This window comes from Streptomyces sp. NPDC015144, assembly GCF_043079735.1.
Classification (GTDB): Bacteria; Actinomycetota; Actinomycetes; order Streptomycetales; family Streptomycetaceae; genus Streptomyces.
In genome coordinates, this window is record NZ_JBIBUU010000003.1 from 228,217 (window position 1) to 247,892 (window position 19,676).

The following is a 19,676-nucleotide window of genomic DNA, read 5'->3' on the forward strand; positions in this document are numbered from 1 at the left end:
ACGCCCCCCCCCCCCCCCCCCCCCCCCCCCCCCCCCCCCCCCCCCCCCCCCCCCCCCCTCAGCCGGCGTAGTCCTCCATCGCGTCGATCAGCCGGGCGGACGCGGCCGGAACGGTGACCCCGTGGATGCGGGACGGGGCGACCTGGGCGGGGGCGGACTTCGGGTGGGCCGTCCAGTGCGGGGCCATCCGCGCGCAGTCCCCGCGCAGCTCGGCCAGGCTCATCTCGGACTCGCGCAGGGCGATGTGGTTCGACATGTCGGCACCGTAAGCACCATGGGTCACAGCAGGAAAGCCCTACTATCGGGTAGTTTCCGCCTCTTCAGGGCCGGTCCGGCGAACGGGTAGCGTGAACTGTCACGCCGCCCAGGGAACACGCGACCGTTCCCCCCTACCCCCGCAGGAGCAGTTTCCCCGTGCGCATCGCAGTCACCGGTTCCATCGCCTCCGACCACCTCATGACCTTCCCCGGCCGCTTCGCCGACCAGCTGGTCGCGGACCAGCTGCACACGGTCTCGCTCTCCTTCCTGGTCGACAACCTCGAAGTCCGCCGGGGCGGTGTCGCCGCCAACATCTGCTTCGGCATGGGCCTGCTGGGCACGGAACCGATCCTGGCCGGCGCCGCGGGCTCCGACTTCGACGAGTACCGCGCCTGGCTCGACCGCCACGGGGTCGACACCGGATCGGTGCGGATCTCCGAGGTCCTGCACACCGCGCGCTTCGTCTGCACCACGGACGCCGACCACAACCAGATCGGCTCCTTCTACGCGGGGGCGATGAGCGAGGCCCGGCTCATCGAGCTGAAGGCCGTCGCCGACCGCGTCGGCGGCCTCGACCTGGTCTCGATCGGCGCCGACGACCCCGAGGCGATGCTCCGCCACACCGAGGAGTGCCGCACCCGGGGCATCCCGTTCGCCGCGGACTTCTCGCAGCAGATCGCCCGGATGGACGGCGACGAGATCCGGATCCTCCTGGAGGGCGCCACGTACCTCTTCTCCAACGAGTACGAGAAGGGGCTCATCGAGTCCAAGACCGGCTGGAGCGACGAGGAGATCCTCGGCAAGGTGGGCCACCGGGTCACCACCCTCGGCGCCCGCGGCGTCCGCATCGAGCGGGCCGGCCAGGAGCCGATCGAGGTCGGTTGCCCGGAGGAGACGGTCAAGGCCGACCCGACCGGCGTCGGCGACGCCTTCCGGGCCGGCTTCCTCTCCGGCCTCGCCTGGGGCGTCGGCCTGGAGCGCGCCGCCCAGGTCGGCTGCATGCTGGCCACCCTGGTGATCGAGACCGTCGGCACCCAGGAGTACACGCTGCACCGCGCCCACTTCATGGACCGCTTCACCAAGGCGTACGGCCACGACGCCGCCGCCGAGGTCCGCGCGCACCTCGCGTAGGGCGGAACACCGGGTCAGAAGAGCCGGCGGACCACATAGGCCGAACCGCGGTCCGCCGGCTCCTCGCCCACGTACTCCTGCTCACGCATCCCGCACCAGGCGGGGATGTCCAGCCGTGCCGCCTCGTCGTCGGCGAGCACCGTGACCGTCCCGCCCACCGGGACCCGCCCGATCGCCTTCGCCAGCTCGATCACCGGGACGGGGCACCGCCTGCCCAGCGCGTCGACCACCAGGGCGTCGGCCGGAGCGGGGGCCGCGGCCGGGGCGGCCGCGCCCAGCCGCCGGCGCACCTCCGCCACCACCCCGGGCAGCACCTCCAGGAAGCGGTCGACGTCCGCCTCCGCCGTACCGTCCGGCAGCGACACCCGTACGTTCCCCTCCGACAGCACCCCCATGGCCCGGAGCACATGGCTCGGCGTCAGCGTGCTGCTGGTGCAGGACGAACCGGACGACACGGAGAAACCGGCCCGGTCCAGCTCATGGAGCAGGGTCTCCCCATCGACATAGAGACAGGAGAAGGTCACCAGATGCGGCAGCCGCCGCACCGGGTCGCCGACCACCTCCACGTCGGGCACCGACTCCGCCACCACGGCCCGGATCCGGTCCACCAGCGCCCGGAGCCGCGCGGTCTCGGCGCCGGCCTCGGCCCGGACCGCCCGCAGCGACGCCGCCGCCGCCACGATCGCCGGAAGGTTCTCGAACCCGGCCGACCGCCCCGCCTCCCGCTCGTCGGCGGGCCCCGGCACGGCGAACCTCACCCCCTTGCGCACCGCGAGCAGCCCCACGCCCGACGGCCCGCCCCACTTGTGGGCGCTCCCGGTCAGCAGCGACCAGCCCTCCGGCACCGGCCCCCGGCCCAGCGACTGCGCCGCGTCCACCAGCAGCGGCACCCCCGCCGCCCGGCACTCCTCCGCGACGGCGGCCACCGGCTGCTCGGTGCCGACCTCGTGGTTGGCGGACTGGAGGCAGGCCAGCGCGGTGTCCTCGCGCAGCGCGCCCGCGAAGGCCGCCGCAGCCACCGCCCCCGTACGGTCCACCGGCACCTCGGAGACCGACCCGCCCCGTGCCTCGTGGGCGGCGGCCGAATGGAGCACCGACGAGTGTTCGACCGAGGAGACGACCAGATGGCGGCCGACACGCCGACGCCCCTCAAGGGCTCCGGACATCCCCGAATGGACCGCGGCGGTCCCCGAAGGAGTGAATGTGAGCTCGTCCGGCCGGCAGCCGACCACCTCCGCGGCGGCTTCCCGGGCGGCGTCCAGCAGCAGCCGGGCCCGCCGCCCCTCGCGGTAGAGCCTGGCCGGATCGGCCCAGCCCTCGTCCAGCGCGGCAAGCAGCGCCTGACGTGCGACGGGATGCAGGGGAGCGGCGGAGGCGGCGTCGAAGTAGGGCATCCGGCCACGCTAGCCCGCGCCGGGGGACGGAGCGGGGGCCGGGCCGGGAGAGGGGGCGTCAGAAGACGTTCGGAGGGCCGTATTCCACCCCTTCGGGGAGTCGGACGGCGCGTTGGGCACCCTCCCCGCGCGACCCCAAATAGCGTCCAGTAGGGTTTGGTCCGCATAAACATCCAAACCCCTGTCCGCGTCAGGGCGGCGACCGACCGGAAAGACGGCCGCGCCGACCGCGTGGGCGAGACTCTCGGGAAGGCGCTACGTGAGTCCCAACGGCTCCGACCGCTCGTCGCGGCGCCCGATGCGGCGGAAGCTGCCGCAGGTGCTGACTGCGGGCCTGATCCTTGTAACCGCCACCGGTTGCACATACAAGGACTTCCCCCGCCTTGGAATGCCGACTCCGGTTACGGAAGAGGCACCACGGATCCTCTCTCTCTGGCAGGGCTCGTGGGCGGCAGCGCTCGCCACGGGCGTGCTGGTATGGGGTCTGATCCTGTGGAGCGTCATCTTCCACCGGCGCAGCCGCACCAAGGTCGAGGTTCCTCCGCAGACCCGGTACAACATGCCCATCGAGGCGCTGTACACCGTGGTCCCTCTGATCATCGTCTCGGTGTTGTTCTACTTCACCGCGCGCGACGAGACGAAGCTCCTCTCGCTCTCCGACAAGCCGGCCCACACCATCAACGTGGTCGGCTACCAGTGGAGCTGGGGCTTCAACTACATCGAGAACGTGGACGGCTCGACCGCCACGGGCAACGAGATCCCCAAGGAGCTCGACGCCATCCCCGACCGGTTCCGCAAGGACTTCCCGAAGAATGCCGAGGGCGTCTACGACTTCGGAGTTCCGGGAACGCGGAACCCGCAGAACGGCAACCCGGGTCCGACCCTGTGGCTGCCGAAGGGTGAGAAGGTCCGTTTCGTTCTGACTTCGCGTGACGTCATCCACTCCTTCTGGGTGGTGCCGTTCCTCATGAAGCAGGACGTCATCCCGGGCCACACCAACGCCTTCGAGGTGACTCCCAACCAGGAGGGCACCTTCATGGGCAAGTGCGCCGAGCTCTGCGGCGTCGACCACTCCCGGATGCTCTTCAACGTCAAGGTGGTCTCCCCGGAGCGCTACCAGGCGCACCTGGAGGAGCTGGCCAAGAAGGGCCAGACGGGCTACGTGCCGGCCGGCATCGAGCAGACTGACCCGGCCAGGAATGCGGAGACGAACAAACTGTGAGCATCCTCAACGAACCTCAGGGTGCCGCGGCAGCAGACGACTCGTACGAGGACGAGCTGCCGGTCCGGCGAAAGCAGCCGGGAAACGTCGTCGTCAAGTGGCTGACCACCACTGACCACAAGACGATCGGCACGATGTACCTGGTCACGTCGTTCGCGTTCTTCTGCATCGGCGGTCTGATGGCGCTCTTCATGCGCGCCGAGCTGGCCCGTCCCGGCACGCAGATCATGTCGAACGAGCAGTTCAACCAGGCGTTCACGATGCACGGCACGATCATGCTGCTGATGTTCGCGACGCCGCTGTTCGCCGGATTCGCGAACTGGATCATGCCGCTGCAGATCGGTGCGCCCGACGTGGCGTTCCCGCGGCTGAACATGTTCGCGTACTGGCTGTACCTCTTCGGCTCGCTGATCGCGGTGGCCGGCTTCCTCACCCCGCAGGGTGCGGCCGACTTCGGCTGGTTCGCCTACTCCCCGCTGTCGGACGCGGTCCGGTCGCCGGGTGTCGGCGCCGACATGTGGATCATGGGTCTGGCCTTCTCCGGCTTCGGCACGATCCTCGGTTCGGTCAACTTCATCACCACGATCATCTGCATGCGCGCTCCCGGCATGACGATGTTCCGCATGCCGATCTTCGTCTGGAACGTCCTGCTGACCGGTGTGCTGGTCCTGCTGGCCTTCCCGGTTCTCGCCGCCGCGCTCTTCGCGCTGGAGGCCGACCGTAAATTCGGCGCGCACATCTTCGACGCGTCGAACGGTGGCGCACTGCTCTGGCAACACCTCTTCTGGTTCTTCGGCCATCCAGAGGTGTACATCATCGCGCTGCCATTCTTCGGAATCATTTCCGAGGTCATTCCGGTATTCAGCCGGAAGCCGATGTTCGGTTACATCGGTCTGGTCGCCGCGACGATTGCCATCGCCGGTCTTTCCGTGACCGTGTGGGCCCACCACATGTACGTCACGGGCGGTGTGCTCCTGCCGTTCTTCTCGTTCATGACATTCCTCATCGCGGTACCGACCGGTGTGAAGTTCTTCAACTGGATCGGCACGATGTGGAAGGGATCGTTGTCCTTCGAGACACCGATGCTCTGGGCCGTCGGCTTCCTGATCACCTTCACCTTCGGTGGTCTGACCGGCGTCATCCTGGCCTCGCCGCCGATGGACTTCCACGTCTCGGACTCGTACTTCGTGGTCGCGCACTTCCACTACGTCATCTTCGGCACCGTGGTGTTCGCGATGTTCTCCGGCTTCCACTTCTGGTGGCCGAAGTTCACCGGCAAGATGCTCGACGAGCGGCTCGGCAAGATCACGTTCTGGACGCTGTTCGTGGGCTTCCACGGGACGTTCCTGGTGCAGCACTGGCTGGGTGCCGAGGGCATGCCGCGTCGTTACGCGGACTACCTCGCCGCGGACGGCTTCACCGCGCTGAACACGATCTCGACGATCTCCTCGTTCCTGCTCGGTCTGTCGATACTGCCGTTCTTCTACAACGTCTGGAAGACCGCCAAGTACGGCAAGAAGATCGAGGTCGACGACCCGTGGGGCTACGGCCGTTCGCTGGAGTGGGCGACCTCCTGCCCGCCGCCGCGGCACAACTTCCTCACCCTGCCGCGGATCCGTTCCGAATCCCCGGCGTTCGACCTGCACCACCCGGAGATCGCGGCCCTCGAACAGCTCGAGCACCACGCTGACGACAAGGCCCTCGCTGGTGGCAAGGAGGCCGGCAAGTGAAGATCCAGGGCAAGATGTTCCTGTGGCTGAGCGTCTTCATTCTGGCCATCGCCGTCACGTACGGCGTGTGGTCGAAGGAGCCGGCCGGTACCACCGCCCTCGCCCTGGCCTTCGGCCTGAGCCTCATGATCGGCTTCTACCTGGCCTTCACGGCCCGGCGGGTCGACGCCATGGCGCAGGACAACAAGGAGGCCGACGTCGCGGACGAGGCCGGCGAAGTGGGGTTCTTCTCCCCGCACAGCTGGCAGCCGCTCTCCCTGGCGATCGGCGGCGCCATGGCCTTCATGGGCGTCATCTTCGGCTGGTGGCTGCTGTACTTCTCGACCCCGATCATCCTGATCGGCCTCTTCGGCTGGGTCTTCGAGTACTACCGCGGTGAGAACCGCACCCAGTGACCTCGCGTCACCGCTCCACCTGACGGGGGCCCGCACCTCTCCACCCGGAGAGGCGCGGGCCCCCGTTCGTACGTACAGAACGCGCCGATCGGGTCCGGCCTTCTTAACGTGGCCCCATGAACCGCACGTCCCGCATCCGCCCCGCAGTGGGCTGCACCCTGCTGGCCATGACCCTGGTCGCGGCCGCGACCGCCTGCGGAGCCTCCGGGGACCACCCGCTCGCGGAGAAGCCGTACGACGCCGTGGACGAGATCTCCTCCACCGCGCGCGACGGCGACGCGAAGGTCGTCCCCGGCCGGCCGCTGGAGGTCACCGTCAAGGGCGACGACGGCCGGATCACGGACGTGTCGGCCGTCGACACCACCGGCCGCCACCTGGCGGGCGAACTCGACGCCGACGGCCGGCGCTGGCACTCCACGATGCCGCTCGCCGCCGGAGTCAAGTACACCGTCCGGGTCAGCACGGAGGACGAGGACGGCGCCCCGGGCGCCCGTACGCTCTCGTTCGGAACCACCACGGCCAAAGAGCTGCTGGAGGTCTCCTTCGGCCCGCAGAAGGGCACCTACGGCGTCGGGCAGCCCCTCACCGCGCAACTCAGCGCCCCCGTCGCCGACAAGGCGTCCAGGGCCCGCGTGGAGCGCGGCCTGCGGGTCCGCTCGACCCCCGCCGTGACCGGCTCCTGGTACTGGGTCGACGACCAGACCCTGCACTACCGCCCCCAGGAGTACTGGCCCGCCAGGGCCTCCATCGAGGTCAGCAGCGCCCTGGCGGGCGTCAAGCTCACCGACACCCTCTACGGCGCCCCCACGAAGGCCCTCAGGCTCACCACGGGCGCCCGCGTCGAGGCCCTCACCGACGCCGTGGCGCACACCATGACGGTCAAACGCGACGGAAAAGTGATCAACACCATTCCGGTCACCACCGGCAAGCCCGGCTTCGCCACCCGAAACGGTGTCAAGGTCGTGCTGGAGAAGGAGTACTACGTACGTATGCGCGGGGAGACCATCGGCATCGCCCAGGGCTCCTCGGACTCGTACGACCTGCCGGTCTACTACGCGACCCGGGTGACCTGGAGCGGCGAGTACGTGCACGCCGCCCCCTGGTCCACCGGCTCGCAGGGGTCCGCGAACGTCAGCCACGGCTGCACGGGCATGAGCACCGGCCAGGCCGAGTGGTTCTACAACACCGTGCGCCCCGGGGACCTCGTCACGGTGGTGGGCAGCCAGGGCGAGACGATGACGCCGTTCGACAACGGCTTCGGCGACTGGAACCTCTCCTGGGCCCAATGGCTGAAGGGCAGCGCCCTGCAGAACAGCACCGCGCCGGACCGTACGGGGACGGTCCAGGCGGCACGACTGCGCCCCGAGGTCTGAGAGCCCGGGCCGGGGTGCGCTGCCCTTCGGAGGGAGCCGGTGCGGGATCAGGCGCTGACGCGGTCCCCGTCGCGCAGCAGGGCGGCCAGGGCCTCGGCGAACTCGACCGGCTCGACCGGCAGCGTCACCGCGGCGTCCGCACGGCTCCAGGTGGCCAGCCAGGCGTCCTGGGGGCGCCCCATCAGCAGCAGGACCGGCGGGCACCGGAAGATCTCGTCCTTGATCTGCCGGCAGACGCCCATGCCGCCCACGGGCGCCGTCTCGCCGTCCAGTACGCAGACGTCGACGCCGCCCGCGTCCAGCGCCTCCAGGACCGCGGGCAGCGTCGCGCACTCCAGGAACTCCACCGGTGGCACGTCGGCGGCGGGCCGGTGCCCGGCCGCCAGCCTCACCTGCTCACGGGTGTTGGCGTCGTCGCTGTAGACCAGGACCGTGGCGGTCGGCTGCATTGTTCCTCCGTGACATCCGTGTCTTCGGGGCTTTCCGGGCATGAACCGATGCGCGGATCGTACTCCGCCGGACGCCCCGTCAGCACCGCTTCGGAGAGCTGTTCCCTGGGCCGTTCGGGGCGGACACACCCACCTGACACACCGAACGGCACCCCCCGGGGTGAGGGCGGGATAAGCGACCGACATAATGTCGGTCGTGGCGACAGCAACGACAGTAGAAACCGGGCACGCGCACCCGTCGGTCAATCGACCGAACCTCACCAGCGTCGGAACCATCATCTGGTTGAGTTCCGAGCTGATGTTCTTCGCGGCCCTCTTCGCGATGTACTTCACCCTGCGATCGGTGACGGGACCGGAGCACTGGAAGGAAATGGCTTCGGCCCTGAACTTCCCGTTCTCCGCGACGAACACCACGATCCTGGTGCTCTCCTCACTCACCTGCCAGCTCGGCGTCTTCGCCGCGGAGCGGGGCGACGTGAAGAAGCTCCGTACCTGGTTCGTGATCACTTTCGTGATGGGTGCGATCTTCATCGGAGGCCAGGTCTTCGAGTACACCGAGCTGGTGAAGAAGGACGGCCTCTCGCTGTCCTCCGACCCGTACGGCTCGGTGTTCTACCTGACCACCGGCTTCCACGGTCTGCACGTGACAGGCGGCCTCATCGCCTTCCTGCTCGTTCTGGGCAGGACGTACGCAGCCAAGAGGTTCACCCACGAACAGGCGACCTCCGCCATCGTCGTGTCCTATTACTGGCACTTCGTCGATGTCGTGTGGATCGGCCTGTTCGCCACGATCTACATGATCAAGTAATCGGGCTCGAACCCGAACCACATCCAGCATCGACGCAGAAGATCCTGACACCGGGGTAATCCGTGAAAAAGCTCTCCGCACGACGACGCCATCCGTTGGCGGCGGTCGTCGTACTACTCCTCGCGCTGGCGGCCACTGGGGGGCTGTACGCCGCTTTCGCGCCCGCGAGTAAGGCACAGGCCGACGAAACCGCCCAGTCCCTCGCCATCGAGGAGGGCAAGAAGCTGTACTCCGTCGGTTGCGCCAGCTGCCACGGAACCGGCGGTCAGGGCACCACCGACGGGCCGAGCCTGGTCGGCGTGGGCTCCGCCGCCGTTGACTTCCAGGTCGGTACGGGCCGTATGCCGGCGCAGCAGCCCGGCGCCCAGGTGCCGAAGAAGAAGGTCATCTACAGCCAGGCTCAGATCGACCAGCTGGCCGCGTACGTCGCGTCGCTCGGCGCCGGTCCGATCACGCCGACCAAGAAGGACTACGACCCCTCCGGCGCGGACGTCGCCAAGGGTGGCGAGCTCTTCCGTACCAACTGCGCGCAGTGCCACAACCTCACCGGTGAGGGCGGCGCGCTGACGAACGGCAAGTACGCGCCCAGCCTCGAGGGCGTGGACCCGAAGCACCTCTACGAGGCCATGCAGACCGGCCCGCAGAACATGCCGTCCTTCCCGGACACCACGATGCCCGAGAAGCAGAAGCGGGACATCATCGCGTACGTCCAGACCGTGAACAGCGCCCAGTCGGAGAACCCGGGTGGTCTGAAGCTGGGCGGCCTGGGGCCGGTCAGCGAGGGCCTGTTCGCCTGGATCTTCGGACTCGGCGCACTGATCGCAGTTGCCGTTTGGGTCGCGGCCCACACCGCTAAGGCCAAGAAGTCATGAGTAGCCAAGAGATTCCAGAAGAGAACCTGCCCGAAGCGCAGGTCCCCGCGCACGGCGCGGTAGAGGGCGCGGACGACCCGTTCGCGGACCCGGGGCTGCCGGCCCACAAGCCGCGCATCCAGGACATCGACGAGCGGGCCGCCAGGCGCTCCGAGCGCGTGGTCGCCTTCCTGTTCACGCTCTCGATGCTGGCCACGGTCGGCTTCATCGCCTCGTACGTCATCTTCCCGGTCGACAAGATCGTGTACATCTGGCCGTTCGGCCATGTGAGCGCGCTCAACTTCTCGCTGGGTCTGACGCTGGGCGTGGCCCTCTTCGCGATCGGCGCCGGCGCCGTCCACTGGGCGCGCACGCTGATGTCCGACGTGGAGGTCGCCGACGACCGTCACCCGATCGAGGCGTCGCCCGAGGTCAAGGCGAAGGTCATGGCCGACTTCGCGGCGGGTGCCGAGGAGTCCGGGTTCGGCCGCCGCAAGCTGATCCGCAACACCATGTTCGGCGCGCTGGCCCTGGTGCCGCTCTCCGGCGTGGTGCTCCTGCGCGACCTCGGTCCGCTGCCGGAGAAGAAGCTCCGCAGCACGCTGTGGGCCAAGGGCAAGCAGCTCATCAACATGAACACGATGGAGCCGCTGCGTCCCGAGGACGTCGCCGTCGGTTCGCTGACCTTCGCCATGCCCGAGGGCCTGGAGGAGAGCGCCGAGGACTTCAACAACCAGATCGCCAAGGCCGCCCTGATGATCGTCCGGATCCAGCCGGAGAACATCAAGGACAAGCGCGAGCGCGAGTGGGCCCACGAGGGCATCGTGGCCTTCTCGAAGATCTGCACCCACGTCGGCTGCCCGATCAGCCTGTACGAGCAGCAGACGCACCACGTGCTCTGCCCGTGCCACCAGTCCACCTTCGACCTCTCCGACGGCGCCCGCGTCATCTTCGGTCCGGCCGGTCACGCCCTCCCGCAGCTGCGGATCGGCGTGAACAGCGAGGGCAACCTCGAAGCGCTCGGTGACTTCGAAGAGCCCGTCGGTCCTGCATTCTGGGAGCGCGGATGAGTACTGCGACGGACACCAAGCGCAAGGCGCCCGCCGGCGAGCGGGTAGCCGACTGGGCGGACGGCCGGCTCGGGATCTACTCCCTGGCCAAGGCCAACATGCGCAAGATCTTCCCGGACCACTGGTCCTTCATGCTGGGTGAGATCTGCCTCTACAGCTTCATCATCATCATCCTCACGGGTGTGTACCTGACGCTGTTCTTCCACCCGAGCATGAACGAGGTCGTGTACCACGGCTCGTACGAGCCGATGCAGGGCATCCGGATGTCCGAGGCGTACGCCTCGACCCTGGACATCAGCTTCGACGTCCGCGGTGGTCTCCTGGTTCGCCAGATCCACCACTGGGCCGCGCTGATCTTCCTGGCCGGCATGTTCGTGCACATGATGCGCGTCTTCTTCACGGGTGCGTTCCGCAAGCCGCGTGAGATCAACTGGCTGTTCGGCTTCCTGCTGTTCGTGCTGGGCATGTTCACCGGCTTCACCGGCTACTCGCTCCCGGACGACCTGCTGTCCGGTACGGGTATCCGCTTCACCCAGGGCGCGATCCTGTCGATGCCGATCGTCGGCACGTACATCTCGATGTTCCTGTTCGGCGGAGAGTTCCCCGGCCACGACTTCGTCGCCCGGTTCTACTCGATCCACATCCTGCTGCTGCCGGGCATCATGCTCGGCCTGCTGGTGGCGCACCTGATCCTGGTCTTCTACCACAAGCACACGCAGTTCGCGGGTCCCGGCCGTACCAACAAGAACGTCGTCGGCATGCCGCTGCTGCCGGTGTACATGGCGAAGGCCGGCGGGTTCTTCTTCCTGGTCTTCGGCATCATCGCGGTCATCGCGGCGATCGCCACGATCAACCCGGTGTGGAACATCGGCCCGTACCGTCCGGACCAGGTGTCCACCGGCGCCCAGCCCGACTGGTACATGGGCTTCGCCGAGGGTCTGATCCGTGTCATGCCGGGCTGGGAGATCAACCTCTGGGGCCACACGCTGGTCCTGGGTGTGTTCATCCCGCTGATGGCCTTCGGGGTGGTCCTCGCGATCATCGCGGTCTACCCGTTCATCGAGTCCTGGATCACCGGGGACAAGCGCGAGCACCACATCCTGGACCGCCCGCGCAACGCCCCGACCCGGACCGCCTTCGGTGTCGCCTGGATCACCGAGTACGTCATCGTCTTCATCGGCGGTGGCAACGACCTGTGGGCCACGCACTTCCACCTGTCGATCAACGCCATCTCCTGGTTCGTACGGATCTTCATCTTCGTCGGCCCGGTCCTCGCGTTCGTCGCCACCCGGCGGATCTGCCTCGGCCTCCAGCGCCGCGACAAGGAGAAGGTGCTGCACGGACGCGAGTCCGGCATCATCAAGCGCCTGCCGCACGGTGAGTTCGTCGAGATCCACGAGCCGCTCAAGCCCGAGCAGCTCCACACGCTCACCGCGCACGAGCAGTACAAGCCGCTCGAACTCGGCCCGACGGTCGACGAGAACGGTGTCGAGCGCAAGGTCTCGGTCCTGCAGAAGCTGCGGGCCCGGCTGAGCAAGGGCCTCTACGGCGAGGACAACCAGATCGCCAAGCCCACCGCCGAGGAGTACAAGGAGATCACCAGCGGCCACGGTCACCACTGATCGCCTGAACTGATCGCCACGGCAGGAGCCCCGTCCATTCGATGGACGGGGCTCTTTGCCGTGCCCGGCGGTCGATAGGGTGTGATCGACCCCTGTACCGAGTGTGGACCCTGGAGCGGACCATGAACGTTGTGACCCCGATCGGCGGCGACAGCGTGGCGGCCCACTCCTGGCCCGCCGTACTGAACGCCCTGCTGCGTGGCGAGGACCTCGGCGCCGACGCCACCGCCTGGGCGATGGACCGCATCATGAGCGGTGAGGCCACCGATGTGCAGATCGCCGGATTCACGGTGGCGCTGCGGGCCAAGGGCGAGACCGTCGACGAGGTCTCCGGCCTGGTCCGGGCGATGTACGAGCACGCCCGCACCATCGAGGTGCCCGGCCGCACGGTCGACATCGTCGGCACCGGCGGCGACCTCGCCAAGACGGTCAACATCTCCACCATGTCGGCGATCGTCATCGCCGGCACCGGCGCCAAGGTCGTCAAGCACGGCAACCGCGCCTCCTCCTCGGCGTCCGGCTCCTCCGACGTGCTGGAGAAGCTCGGCGTCAACCTGGACCTCTCCGCGGAGCGGGTCGTCGAGGTGGCCGAGGAAGCGGGCATCACCTTCTGCTTCGCGGTGCGCTTCCACCCCGCCCTGCGCCATGTGGCCAGGGCCCGCAAGGAGCTCGGGACGCCGACCACGTTCAACATCCTCGGCCCGCTCACCAACCCGGCCCGGGTGCGCTCCCAGGCCGTCGGGGTGGCCGACCCGAAGATGGCGCCGATCGTCGCCGGGGTGCTGGCCGAACGGGGCAACTCCGCGCTGGTCTTCCGCGGCGACGACGGTCTGGACGAGCTGACGACGACCGCGACCTCCCGGGTCTGGGTGGTGCGGGACGGGGCCGTCCGCGAGGAGGCGTTCGACCCGCGCGACGTCGGCCTGGAGCTGGTGCCCGTGGAGGCGCTGCGCGGCGCGGACGCCTCGTACAACGCGGATGTGGCCCGGCGGGTGCTGGCGGGTGAGCGGGGGCCGGTGCGCGACGCCGTGCTGCTCAACTCGGCGGCGGCGCTGACGGCGCTGGACCCGGCGGACGGCACGCTGAACGAGCGGCTCGCGGCCGGGATGGCCCGCGCCGCCGAGTCCATCGACTCGGGCGCGGCGGCCCGGGTGCTGGAACGCTGGGTGGCCGTCAGCAACGCCTGAGCAGGCGGGTGCGGACACGGGGCGCGGTCCGGATGGTGGACCGCGCCCTTGCGCGTCCCATGCGTATGGCAAGATGCAGGCAGGTCATGAGTGACAGCGACTACGGCCCCGGCCCGCTGTCCGGCAACCCTCCGTCCGTGGCGGGGTGCCCCGGGTGAAGACCAGGCCGTAGGCAGCGAGGTCTGCGGCAAGCGCGGGCCCCTCGGCATCGGAGCATGCCAACCCCCGGGGTCCTGGTCCCTAGGGAGCCTCTTGTGAGCACGCGAATGCGATAGGGCCGTCGGCCCTTTTCCGCACCCCCTTTCTCCTTTCTCTCCGCTGCGCTGCCGCGTACCCGCCGGCGCACGGATTTCGCCTGCCTCTTACGGGAGTTCGCCATGTCCGTCTTCACCGCTGCCGCCGACCAGTCGCTTTGTGCCCCTCTGCCGGTTCTGGGCGAGGATGTCAGGGTCCCGCTGGTGACCGGCGGTGAGGTCACGTACGCCGCGCTCGACTACGCCGCCAGCGCCCCCGCCCTCCAGCGGGTCTGGGACGACGTCGCCGCGTACGCCCCGTACTACGGCAGCGTCCACCGCGGGGCCGGGTACCTCTCGCAGCTCTCCACCGACCTCTTCGAGAACAGCCGGGCCACCGTCGCGGAGTTCCTCGGCTGCCGCGCCGACGACCAGGTGGTCTTCACCCGCTCCACCACCGACTCGCTGAACCTGCTGGCCGCGGTCCTTCCGGCCGACTGCCAGGTCTTCGTCTACGAGACCGAGCACCACGCCTCGCTGCTGCCGTGGCGCGACGCCCGGGTGACGTACCTGAACGCCCCGCGCACCCCCGCCCAGGCGGTCGAGTCCCTGGAGCGGGCGCTCGCCGACCGCGAGCCCTACGGCCCGGTGCTGGTCTGCGTCACCGGCGCCTCCAACGTCACCGGTGAGCTGTGGCCGGTGAAGGAGCTGGCCGCCGCCGCGCACGCGCACGGGGCCCGGATCGTGCTGGACGCCGCCCAGCTCGCCCCGCACCACCCGGTGGACATCGCGGAGCTGGACGTCGACTGGGTCGCCTTCTCCGGCCACAAGCTGTACGCGCCCTTCGGCTCGGGCGTCCTCGCCGGCCGGGCGGACTGGCTCCGGGAGGCCGAGCCCTACCTCGCGGGCGGCGGCGCCTCGCGCAAGGTCGCCCGTCGCGCCGACGGTGGCGTGGACGTCGAGTGGCACTCCACCGCCGCCCGCCACGAGGCCGGTTCCCCCAATGTGATCGGCGTGTACTCCATCGCCTCCGCCTGCAAGGCGCTCACCGAGGCGGGATTCGAGAACCTGGTCGCCCGGGAGCAGGCGCTGGTGGCCGCCGTGCGGGCCGGGCTCGCCGAGGTTCCGCAGGTCAAGGTGTTGTCGCTGTTCGGCGACGACGCCCCGCGGGTCGGCGTGATCTCCTTCGTGGTGGAGGGCTGGAACAGCTCGCACTTCGCCGCCGCGCTCTCCGCCGAGTACGGCATCGGCGTCCGCGACGGCCTCTTCTGCGCCCACCCGCTGGTCCGCACCCTGCTGGGCAGCGACCCGGAGCAGGTCGGCGAGTGCGGCGCGCCCGAGGCCGAGCCGGGCGAGAGGTCGCTCAACGCGATCCGGGTGAGCTTCGGCGCCGGTACGCCCGAGGAGCACATCGAGCGCTTCGTCCGCGCGGTCAAGGAGCTGGTGAGCGAGGGCGCCCAGTGGAAGTACCGGACCGAGGGCGGCCGCTGCGTCCCGGACCGGGGTGCGGCACAGCTCTGAACAGACCTTCGGCGGGGTGCGGACCGTGTGTCCGTACCCCGCCGACGTGTTGTTGCGGGAGGGCGGCTACGAGTCCAGGCCGATGGCGAACGCGGCCTCCAGGTCGTGCTGCGAGTAGGTGCGGAAGGCCACGTGCGTGTCGGTGGCCTCGACCCCGGGGATCTTGCTGATCCGGCCCGGGATGATGTCGGCCAGATCGTCGTGCCGGGCCACCCGGACCATGGCGATCAGGTCGTACGTACCGGTGACCGAGAAGACCTCGCTGACGCTGTCCAGCGCGGCGATGGCCTCGGCGATCTCGGGGATCCGGTCCACGCTGGTTTTGATGAGCACGATCGCGCTGATCACGGCTGGCTTTCTCCCTCGGTGGCCGCGGCTGGTTCCTTCACTCTATCCGTACGCCGGAAGCGCCCCCATGCGTAGAGGAAGCCCAGGAGGAACCCCACCACATGGGCCAGGTAGGCCACGCCGGGGCCCCCGTTCCCCGCGCCCCGCACCGCCAGCCACTGGAGGACGAACCAGAAGACCAGCACGATCCAGGCGGGGAAGCGCAGCGGCAGGAAGAAGAGGAACGGGAAGAGGCTGGTGACCCGGGCGCGGGGGAAGAGGTGGAGGAAGGCCCCGAGCACCGCCGAGATCGACCCCGAGGCGCCGACCAGCGTCTGGTCGGAGGTGGCGTGCGCGGCGGCGTAGGCCATCAGGGCGAGGTAGCCGCTGATGACGTAGAAGGCGGCGAACCCGATCCGGCCCATCCGCTCCTCGGCCATCGCCCCGAACACGTACAGGAAGAGGATGTTGCCGAGCAGGTGGATCCAGCTTCCGTGCACGAAGAGGGCGGTGAGCGGGGTGAGCAGGGCGTGGGCGGACCCCTCCCACAGCTCGCTGGGGATCACGCCCCAGCGTTCGAAGTACCCGGCCTGGGCGGCGAGGGCGGCGTCGGCGGTGCCGTGGACCGCGCGGAGCCCGGAGAGCGGGCTGAGCGCGAAGACCAGGACGCAGACCGCGATCAGGGAATGGGTCACCAGCGGGCCGCCGGAGGTGACCGTACGGAGCACCCCGCCGGTCACCCGGCCCGCCACGGCTCGCGGATCGATCATGAACAGATCATGACGTACAGGGAAGGAACGGGACAGAGCGCCTCGCCGTGTCGGGGGGACGCACCGAGGCCGTAGGGTTACGGCAGGACATCCGCAGTTCGACGGCGCACCGCGAGATCCTTGAAGCAAGCGGCACGAGGCTCGACGAAAGAGGACGCAACGATGACGACGGTTCCCCAGCCGACCGACGGGACCCGCTGGCGCTGCACGCTCTGCGGAAATCTGACCCGCTTCGACGTGACGCGCTCCTCGAAGGTCGTCGAGTACGTCCATCTCGACCTGGCCGGTGAGGCCACCGTCGAGGAACGCGAGGTGGTCAGTGAGACCATCGAGTCGGTGCGTTGCCGTTGGTGCAACGCGGTGGACCAGATCGAACTGGTGGACAGGCCGGGTGCCGACTCCTGACGGAGCCGCACCCACAGACTTTTTGGGGTGACGGATGGTGGAGCAGCCCGCGAGCGGCGCCGGCGCGGCCGAGCCGGCCGGCGACGCCGCCGCCGAGGTGCTCGACCGCCCGCTGCCCGAAGGGGTGCGGCGGCGGGTCGTCGCGCTGGTGGCGGACGCGTTCGGCGGTCTGACGGTCACCGAACTCCCGGCCCAGCTGCGCCAGTACGCCCGCTTCACCCCGACCCGGCGCGCCAAGTTCGCCGGGAATGCCATGGCGGCCGCGCTGGAGAGCGACGCGCTGTTCCGCCAGCGCATCGGTGAGCGGCTCAGGGACGGGCAGCCGGAGCTGGCCGCCGCGCTGGAGGCCGGTGCGCCGCCCGCCGCGGCCGACCCCGTCGACGTGGCCGCGGCCGCCTATGTGCTGCGCCCGGCGGGCTGGGTGAAGCTGGTCGCCGCCGCGGGCGAGGAGGTCCAGCGGGCGGACGCCGAGCGGGCCGACGAGGAGGGCCGCCGCGAGCTGGAGCGGCTCCGCGAGGAGCTGGAACGGGCCCGTTCCCACACGAGGGACGAGACGGAGCGGCTCCGCGCCGAACTGGACGCGGCCCGCAAGGAGGCCGACGCCCTCCAGCGCAAGCTGCGCAGCGCCGCCAACGAGGTCAAGCGCGGTGAGGCGGCGCTCCGCCGCAGCCGGGCCGAGACCGACACCGTACGGTCCGAGGCGGCCGCCCAGGTCTCGGCGGCCGAGAGCGAGACCCGTCGGCTCAAGGCGCGGCTCGCGGAGGCGGAGGCGGCCGTGGAGGCGGGCCGCCGGGCCGCCCGGGAGGGTCGTTCGGTCGAGGACATGCGGCTGCGGCTGCTGCTGGACACGGTGCTCGACGCGGCGAGCGGGCTCCGGCGGGAGCTGGCCCTGCCACCCTCCACGATGCGCCCGGCCGACGGGGTGGACGCGGTGGAGCCGGGCCGGATGTCGCCCAAGGACATCGCGGCCAGGGCCCTTTCGGAGACCGACCCGGCCCTGCTGGACCAGCTGCTCGCGCTGCCGCAGGCGCACCTGATCATCGACGGCTACAACGTCACCAAGACCGGCTATCCCCAACTCCCCCTGGAGAAGCAGCGGTTGAGGCTGCTGGGCGGGCTCTCGATGCTCGCCGCGCAGACCGGTGCCGAGGTGACCTGTGTCTTCGACGGTGCCGAACTGGCGGCCCCGGTGCTGCTGGCGCCGCCGCGCGGGGTCCGGGTGCTGTTCAGCAAGCCCGGGGTGACCGCCGACGAGCTGATCCGCCAGCTCGCGCGGGCCGAACCCCCGGGCCGGCCCGTCGTGGTGGTCTCCACCGACCGCGAGGTCGCGGACGGGGTGGCCAAGGCGGGCGCCCGGCCCGTCGCGTCCGTCTTGCTCCTGAAGCGCCTTTCGCGTGTCTAGTCCCACTCGTTCCGCTTGCCGGTTCTCGGACGGAATCGGGGAACGGACCGTCAATTCACCGCTACGCCCCGTGCGTCACGGGTAAAGAAGTGCGCGGTGTGACGAGATTTTTGGCGCGAGGATTTGAACTGATCACAACTCGGTCACTAGGGTCGGCCTTCGAACCTTCGCTCGGTTGATCACCCATCCGGGGTGACGGCGAAGGAACCGCCGAGTCCGTGACGTGCACGGAGCCGGGGAATTCGCATCCCCCACAGCCCGGTAGGCGGCTGGAGGAAGAAGGAGCTCGCCTTCGTGGCGTCCCACCGTCGTCCCAAGCAGCCGAGCCGAGCCCGTGTGACCGTGATCACCGCGGCCGCCACCGCTGCCGTAGCTCTGTCCTCCCAGGCGGCCCAGGCCGACCCCAAGCCGTCCAAGGACGAGGTCAAGTCCAAGGTCGAGAAGCTCAGCCACGACGCCGGCGAGGCCAACGAGCAGTACTACGGCGCCAAGGAGAAGCAGCAGAAGCTGGAGAAGGAAGTCAGCGCGCTGCAGGACAAGGTGGCCCGCGGCCAGGCGGAGATCAACAAGCTCCGCAACGGCCTCGGTTCGCTCGCCGCCGCGCAGTACCGCTCCGGCGGCATCGACCCCTCGGTGCAGCTCTTCCTCTCGTCCAACCCGGACACCTACCTCGACGAGGCGTCGGCGCTCGACCAGCTGACGGCCAAGCAGACCGAGGCCCTGGGCAAGATCCAGGAGAAGCAGCGGGTCCTCGCGCAGCAGCGCAAGGAGGCCCAGGCCAAGCTCGGTGACCTGGAGGACGTCCGCAAGACGCTCGGCGTCAAGAAGAAGGAACTCCAGACCAAGCTGGCCAAGGCCCAGCAGATGCTCAACTCGCTGACCGCCGCCGAGCGCACGAAGATGCGCGAGGACGAGAAGCGCGCCAGCCGCGACGCCGGAGCCCGCGTCGAGCTCGGCAACGAGGCCCCCGCCTCCGCCTGGGGCGCCGCCGCCCTCCAGGCCGCCTCCACCCAGGTCGGCAAGCCGTACGGCCGCGGTGGCACCGGCCCCAGCACCTTCGACTGCTCCGGGCTGACCCAGTGGGCCTACGCCCAGGCCAACGTCCAGATCTCCCGGGTCACCTACACCCAGGTCAACGACGGTGTCCGGATCGGCCGCAGCGCCCTGAAGCCGGGCGACCTGGTGTTCTTCAACAACACCTCGCACGTGGCGCTCTACGCGGGCAACAACACCGTCCTGCACGCCCCGTACCCGGGCACGGTCGTCCGCTACGAGTCGATGAACACCATCGGCAGCTTCCAGTTCGGCGTACGCGTCGGCTGAGAACGCCCGAACGGGCGAATTCCCGCGCCCGCGCAGACACCCCGTCCCGCCGGAGACCGCAAGGTCACCGGCGGGACGCCGTCGTTTCCGGCCCGCTCCCGACCGGCGCGGCCCGTGGTCGACGGGTGATCACCCCACTACTGTCTGTCTGCCGTGCGGCTCCCGGTCGTCGGTCCGCCCGTCCCGGGCGGCAGGGGGCCGCGTG

General features: G+C 69.6%; 19 protein-coding genes and 1 riboswitch. Of the genes, 14 read left to right on the forward strand and 5 right to left on the reverse strand.

The window, feature by feature from the left end:
- Positions 1-58: 58 nt before the first annotated feature.
- Positions 59-256 (reverse strand): hypothetical protein, encoded by a 198-nt coding sequence (locus ACF08W_RS07665; RefSeq protein WP_385211128.1) that lies wholly within the window; start codon positions 254-256, stop codon positions 59-61.
- A 158-nt stretch (positions 257-414) separates the two neighbouring features.
- Here ACF08W_RS07665 and ACF08W_RS07670 point away from each other — a divergent pair, with 158 nt between their 5' ends.
- Complete coding sequence (locus ACF08W_RS07670; RefSeq protein ID WP_352274835.1) at positions 415-1,389, forward strand: carbohydrate kinase family protein; 975 nt, start codon at positions 415-417, stop codon at positions 1,387-1,389.
- A 14-nt stretch (positions 1,390-1,403) separates the two neighbouring features.
- Here ACF08W_RS07670 and ACF08W_RS07675 read toward each other — a convergent pair whose 3' ends face one another.
- Entirely contained in the window at positions 1,404-2,783 is a 1,380-nt protein-coding gene (locus tag ACF08W_RS07675) for a cysteine desulfurase/sulfurtransferase TusA family protein (RefSeq protein WP_392278751.1), read from the reverse strand.
- A gap of 259 nt (positions 2,784-3,042) precedes the next feature.
- Here ACF08W_RS07675 and coxB point away from each other — a divergent pair, with 259 nt between their 5' ends.
- The 4 genes from coxB (at position 3,043) to ACF08W_RS07695 (ending at position 7,503) form a co-directional block, all read left to right on the forward strand.
- Positions 3,043-4,005: a cytochrome c oxidase subunit II gene (gene coxB, locus ACF08W_RS07680; RefSeq protein WP_352274837.1), complete on the forward strand. Its 963-nt coding sequence runs from the start codon at positions 3,043-3,045 to the stop codon at positions 4,003-4,005.
- Positions 4,002-5,735 (forward strand): cytochrome c oxidase subunit I, encoded by a 1,734-nt coding sequence (gene ctaD, locus ACF08W_RS07685; protein WP_392278752.1) that lies wholly within the window; start codon positions 4,002-4,004, stop codon positions 5,733-5,735. The genes coxB and ctaD overlap by 4 nt, the downstream gene beginning before the upstream one ends.
- On the forward strand, positions 5,732-6,130 hold the full coding sequence (locus ACF08W_RS07690; protein WP_352274839.1) for a cytochrome c oxidase subunit 4: 399 nt from the start codon (positions 5,732-5,734) through the stop codon (positions 6,128-6,130). The genes ctaD and ACF08W_RS07690 overlap by 4 nt, the downstream gene beginning before the upstream one ends.
- A 116-nt stretch (positions 6,131-6,246) precedes the next feature.
- A complete protein-coding gene (locus ACF08W_RS07695; protein WP_385211135.1) occupies positions 6,247-7,503 on the forward strand; it encodes an Ig-like domain-containing protein in 1,257 nt (418 codons plus the stop codon).
- Between the two features lie 47 nt (positions 7,504-7,550).
- On the opposite strand, the gene ACF08W_RS07700 is transcribed toward ACF08W_RS07695, so the two are convergent.
- A complete protein-coding gene (locus tag ACF08W_RS07700; protein WP_352274841.1) occupies positions 7,551-7,952 on the reverse strand; it encodes a hypothetical protein in 402 nt (133 codons plus the stop codon).
- A gap of 187 nt (positions 7,953-8,139) precedes the next feature.
- On the opposite strand from ACF08W_RS07700, the gene ACF08W_RS07705 reads away from it, so the two are divergent.
- The 6 genes from ACF08W_RS07705 (at position 8,140) to ACF08W_RS07730 (ending at position 15,244) form a co-directional block, all read left to right on the forward strand.
- Positions 8,140-8,760: a heme-copper oxidase subunit III gene (locus tag ACF08W_RS07705; RefSeq protein WP_352274842.1), complete on the forward strand. Its 621-nt coding sequence runs from the start codon at positions 8,140-8,142 to the stop codon at positions 8,758-8,760.
- 62 nt (positions 8,761-8,822) lie between these two features.
- A complete protein-coding gene (locus ACF08W_RS07710; protein ID WP_352274843.1) occupies positions 8,823-9,632 on the forward strand; it encodes a c-type cytochrome in 810 nt (269 codons plus the stop codon).
- Positions 9,629-10,681, forward strand: a complete 1,053-nt coding sequence (locus ACF08W_RS07715) for a Rieske 2Fe-2S domain-containing protein (protein WP_352274844.1) — start codon at positions 9,629-9,631, stop codon at positions 10,679-10,681. Before ACF08W_RS07710 ends, ACF08W_RS07715 begins: the two co-directional genes overlap by 4 nt.
- A complete protein-coding gene (locus ACF08W_RS07720; protein ID WP_352274845.1) occupies positions 10,678-12,303 on the forward strand; it encodes a ubiquinol-cytochrome c reductase cytochrome b subunit in 1,626 nt (541 codons plus the stop codon). The genes ACF08W_RS07715 and ACF08W_RS07720 overlap by 4 nt, the downstream gene beginning before the upstream one ends.
- A 122-nt stretch (positions 12,304-12,425) precedes the next feature.
- The gene (trpD, locus tag ACF08W_RS07725; RefSeq protein WP_352274846.1) at positions 12,426-13,490 is read left to right on the forward strand and encodes an anthranilate phosphoribosyltransferase; all 1,065 of its coding nucleotides are present in this window, start codon (positions 12,426-12,428) and stop codon (positions 13,488-13,490) included.
- 82 nt (positions 13,491-13,572) lie between these two features.
- Positions 13,573-13,690: riboswitch (SAM riboswitch) on the forward strand.
- A gap of 177 nt (positions 13,691-13,867) precedes the next feature.
- Complete coding sequence (locus ACF08W_RS07730; protein WP_392278753.1) at positions 13,868-15,244, forward strand: aminotransferase class V-fold PLP-dependent enzyme; 1,377 nt, start codon at positions 13,868-13,870, stop codon at positions 15,242-15,244.
- Positions 15,245-15,310: 66 nt separating this feature from the next.
- Here the strand turns inward: ACF08W_RS07730 and ACF08W_RS07735 are convergent, their stop codons facing one another.
- Complete coding sequence (locus ACF08W_RS07735) at positions 15,311-15,592, reverse strand: Lrp/AsnC ligand binding domain-containing protein (RefSeq protein ID WP_352274848.1); 282 nt, start codon at positions 15,590-15,592, stop codon at positions 15,311-15,313.
- Positions 15,589-16,341 (reverse strand): rhomboid family intramembrane serine protease, encoded by a 753-nt coding sequence (locus tag ACF08W_RS07740; RefSeq protein ID WP_352274849.1) that lies wholly within the window; start codon positions 16,339-16,341, stop codon positions 15,589-15,591. Before ACF08W_RS07740 ends, ACF08W_RS07735 begins: the two co-directional genes overlap by 4 nt.
- Before the next feature lie 162 nt (positions 16,342-16,503).
- On the opposite strand from ACF08W_RS07740, the gene ACF08W_RS07745 reads away from it, so the two are divergent.
- The 3 genes from ACF08W_RS07745 (at position 16,504) to ACF08W_RS07755 (ending at position 19,471) form a co-directional block, all read left to right on the forward strand.
- Positions 16,504-16,746 carry a hypothetical protein gene (locus ACF08W_RS07745; protein ID WP_030933560.1) on the forward strand — a complete coding sequence of 81 codons (243 nt, stop codon included), beginning with the start codon at positions 16,504-16,506 and terminating at the stop codon, positions 16,744-16,746.
- Positions 16,747-16,783: 37 nt separating this feature from the next.
- On the forward strand, positions 16,784-18,148 hold the full coding sequence (locus ACF08W_RS07750) for an NYN domain-containing protein (RefSeq protein WP_352275096.1): 1,365 nt from the start codon (positions 16,784-16,786) through the stop codon (positions 18,146-18,148).
- A gap of 294 nt (positions 18,149-18,442) precedes the next feature.
- The gene (locus ACF08W_RS07755) at positions 18,443-19,471 is read left to right on the forward strand and encodes an NlpC/P60 family protein (RefSeq protein ID WP_352274850.1); all 1,029 of its coding nucleotides are present in this window, start codon (positions 18,443-18,445) and stop codon (positions 19,469-19,471) included.
- The last annotated feature ends 205 nt before the right edge of the window (positions 19,472-19,676 follow it).